The following is a 2,787-nucleotide window of genomic DNA, read 5'->3' as shown; positions in this document are numbered from 1 at the left end:
TTTATTGTAGGTGGGCCAGTTGGTGATTTTGAACTTTTGCTTTGCCACGGAACGGTCTGCGTTGTCGGGAAGATACGTGATCTGATCCTTCAACTCAGCAAAAGTTCGATTTATTCAACAAAGCCCGCTTGAAGATAAAAGCAGTCTGCGTTATCAGGTCTATTGCGCGTTAAGCCAGTTAATCGCGCTGCGTCGTGCGGAAAAAGCATTCCACCCTGACAGTCAGGCTTATTTTAGTGCGTCAGGTGAACATGTTTTAAAAATCGTTCGTGTGGCGGATTGTGGCGAGAAAATAACGGCGCTGTTTAATTTCAGTGATGGCATTCAAACGGTAGAATCCGATATTCAATCCGGAACGGATTTGATTTCAGGAGAAGTTATTACAGATAAAACGCTGACCCTACATCCATGGCAGGTGTTGTGGATTAAAGAAAACTAAAAAGGACCTTAAAAATGAAAATGCCCAGAATTGTGCTGATTTCAGCACTGGTTTCGTGCGCTTTGTTATCAGGCTGTAAGGATGACAAAAAGTCCACTGTCACCATTGAGTTTATGCACTCATCAGTCGAGCAGGAGCGTCAGGCGGTTATCACGAAGCTGATCGAAAAGTTCGAGAAAGAGAATCCTGGCATCACGGTAAAACAGGTACCGGTGGAAGAGGATGCCTACAACACCAAGGTGATTACGCTGGCGAGAACCGGCGCGCTGCCTGAAGTGATCGAGGTCAGCCATGACTACGCAAAAGTAATGGACAAGGAACAGCTGCTGGATCGCAAAGCTATCGGCGAAGCCATTAACGCGGTAGGCGAAAACACTTTCTATGACGGCATCTTGCGTGTTGTTCGTACGGAAGACGGTTCAGCCTGGACGGGCGTGCCGGTCAGCGCCTGGCTTTCCGGCGTCTGGTATCACAAAGATGTGCTGGCCGCGGCGGGCATTCAGGAGCCACATAACTGGGAACAGCTACTGCAAGCCAGCCAGCGCCTTAACGACCCGGCTAAAAAGCATTACGGCATCGCGCTGCCGACAGCGGAAAGCGTGATGACCGAGCAGTCGTTCTCTCAGTTTGCGCTTTCCGGCGGCGCAAACGTGTTTGATGCCAAAGGGAACGTCGACATCGATACCCCTGAAATGGCAAAAGCCCTGGCGTTTTATAAAGCGCTGGCCGCGACCACAATGCCGGGTTCAAACGATGTCATGGAGATCAAAGACGCCTTCATGAACGGTTCAGCGCCTATGGCGGTTTACTCCACCTACATCCTGCCTGCCGTCTACAAGGACGGAAACCCCTCTAACCTGGGCTTCGTTGTCCCGACTGAAAAGTCATCGGCGGTGTACGGCATGATCACCTCCCTGACGATCACCACCGGACAAACTGAAGAGGAGACCGAAGCGGCCGAGAAGTTTGTGACCTGGATGGAACAGGCTCAAAACGCGACGGACTGGGTCATGATGTCGCCTGGCGCGGCACTGCCGGTGAACAAGCTAGTGGTGGGCACCGATACCTGGAAAAACAACGACGTGATTAAAGCGTTTGGGCAACTGCCTTATGAACTGATTGCGCAGTTCCCGAACGTGCAGGTGTTTGGCGCGGTTGGGGATAAAAACTTCACCCGCATGGGCGATGTAACGGGCTCCGGCATTATCAGTTCCATGGTGCATAACGTCACGGTGGGGCAGAAGGACCTTAATACAACGTTAAGCAGCAGCCAGAAGCGACTGACTGATCTTATTTCACAACGATAGGAGCGCTCTGCGGAAGGAAATTATGAAGACGTTGTTTTCTGGTCGTTCAGATATGCCTTTCGCCATGCTGCTGTTGGCCCCCAGCCTGATTCCGCTGGGGGGCCTGGTGGCCTGGCCAATGATTTCCAATATTGAAATCAGTTTTTTACGACTGCCGCTTAACCCGCGCATTAGCGCTGTGTTTGTCGGGCTGGATAATTACATTCGCATCCTCAGCGATGCCGCCTTCTGGCACTCGCTGTGGATGACGTTCTGGTACACCGCGCTGGTCGTGCTCGGCAGTACCGGGCTGGGGCTTGCCGTCGCCATCTTCTTTAACCGGGAGTTTCGTCTGCGGAAAACGGCACGTTCACTGGTGATTTTATCCTACGTTACCCCGTCCATTTCGCTGGTGTTTGCATGGAAATACATGTTCAACAACGGCTACGGCATCGTGAACTATCTGGGCGTTGACCTACTGCATCTGTATGACCAGGCGCCCCTGTGGTTCGACAATCCCGGCAGCAGCTTTGTACTGGTGGTGCTGTTCGCCATCTGGCGTTACTTCCCGTACGCGTTTATCTCATTCCTGGCGATTTTACAGACCATTGATAAATCCCTGTATGAAGCGGCGGAAATGGACGGCGCGAATGCCTGGCAGCGTTTTCGAATCGTTACGCTGCCCGCGATTATGCCGGTGCTGGCAACGGTGGTGACGCTCCGCACTATCTGGATGTTCTACATGTTTGCGGATGTCTACCTGTTGACTACCAAGGTCGATATTTTGGGCGTCTACCTCTACAAAACGGCATTCGCTTTCAATGATTTGGGTAAAGCTGCGGCGATCTCCGTCGTGCTGTTCGTGATCATCTTCGCGGTGATTCTGCTGACCAGAAAAAGGGTAAACCTCAATGGCAACAAATAAACGCGTACTGGGCCGTATTGGTTTTTATCTGGGCCTGGCGGTGTTTCTGGTTATCACGCTGTTCCCGTTCTTCGTGATGCTAATGACGTCGTTTAAGAGTGCGAAAGAGGCGATCTCGCTCCATCCGACCATTCTGC

Annotated in this window: 2 protein-coding genes and 2 pseudogenes; all 4 read left to right on the top strand. The window is 51.8% G+C overall.

All coding sequences use genetic code 11. The annotated features are described in order from the left end of the window. Positions 1 to 127 precede the first annotated feature (127 nt). Positions 128 to 439, top strand: a pseudogene (locus tag ACWYRJ_RS20730) (Beta-galactosidase C-terminal domain); the annotation flags it as partial. A gap of 14 nt (positions 440 to 453) precedes the next feature. Continuing rightward, positions 454 to 1,746 (top strand): ABC transporter substrate-binding protein, encoded by a 1,293-nt coding sequence (locus tag ACWYRJ_RS20725; RefSeq protein WP_249576979.1) that lies wholly within the window; start codon positions 454 to 456, stop codon positions 1,744 to 1,746. Between the two features lie 22 nt (positions 1,747 to 1,768). Beyond that, a complete protein-coding gene (locus ACWYRJ_RS20720; protein WP_455508537.1) occupies positions 1,769 to 2,650 on the top strand; it encodes a carbohydrate ABC transporter permease in 882 nt (293 codons plus the stop codon). Then, positions 2,637 to 2,787 (top strand): annotated as a pseudogene (locus ACWYRJ_RS20715) (carbohydrate ABC transporter permease); the annotation flags it as partial. The gene ACWYRJ_RS20720 and the pseudogene ACWYRJ_RS20715, both read left to right, overlap by 14 nt.

The sequence above is a fragment of the Enterobacter sp. genome (genome assembly GCF_977039595.1).
The sequence above is the reverse complement of the archived record's forward strand: the minus strand, read 5'-3'. Positions and strand labels throughout refer to the sequence as shown.

Bases quoted from the DNA above. Each gene is read 5' to 3' on its own strand.
- ACWYRJ_RS20725 (WP_249576979.1), top strand. From the start codon at position 454: ATGAAAATGCCCAGAATTGTGCTGATTTCAGCACTGGTTTCGTGCGCT.
- ACWYRJ_RS20720 (WP_455508537.1), top strand. From the start codon at position 1,769: ATGAAGACGTTGTTTTCTGGTCGTTCAGATATGCCTTTCGCCATGCTG.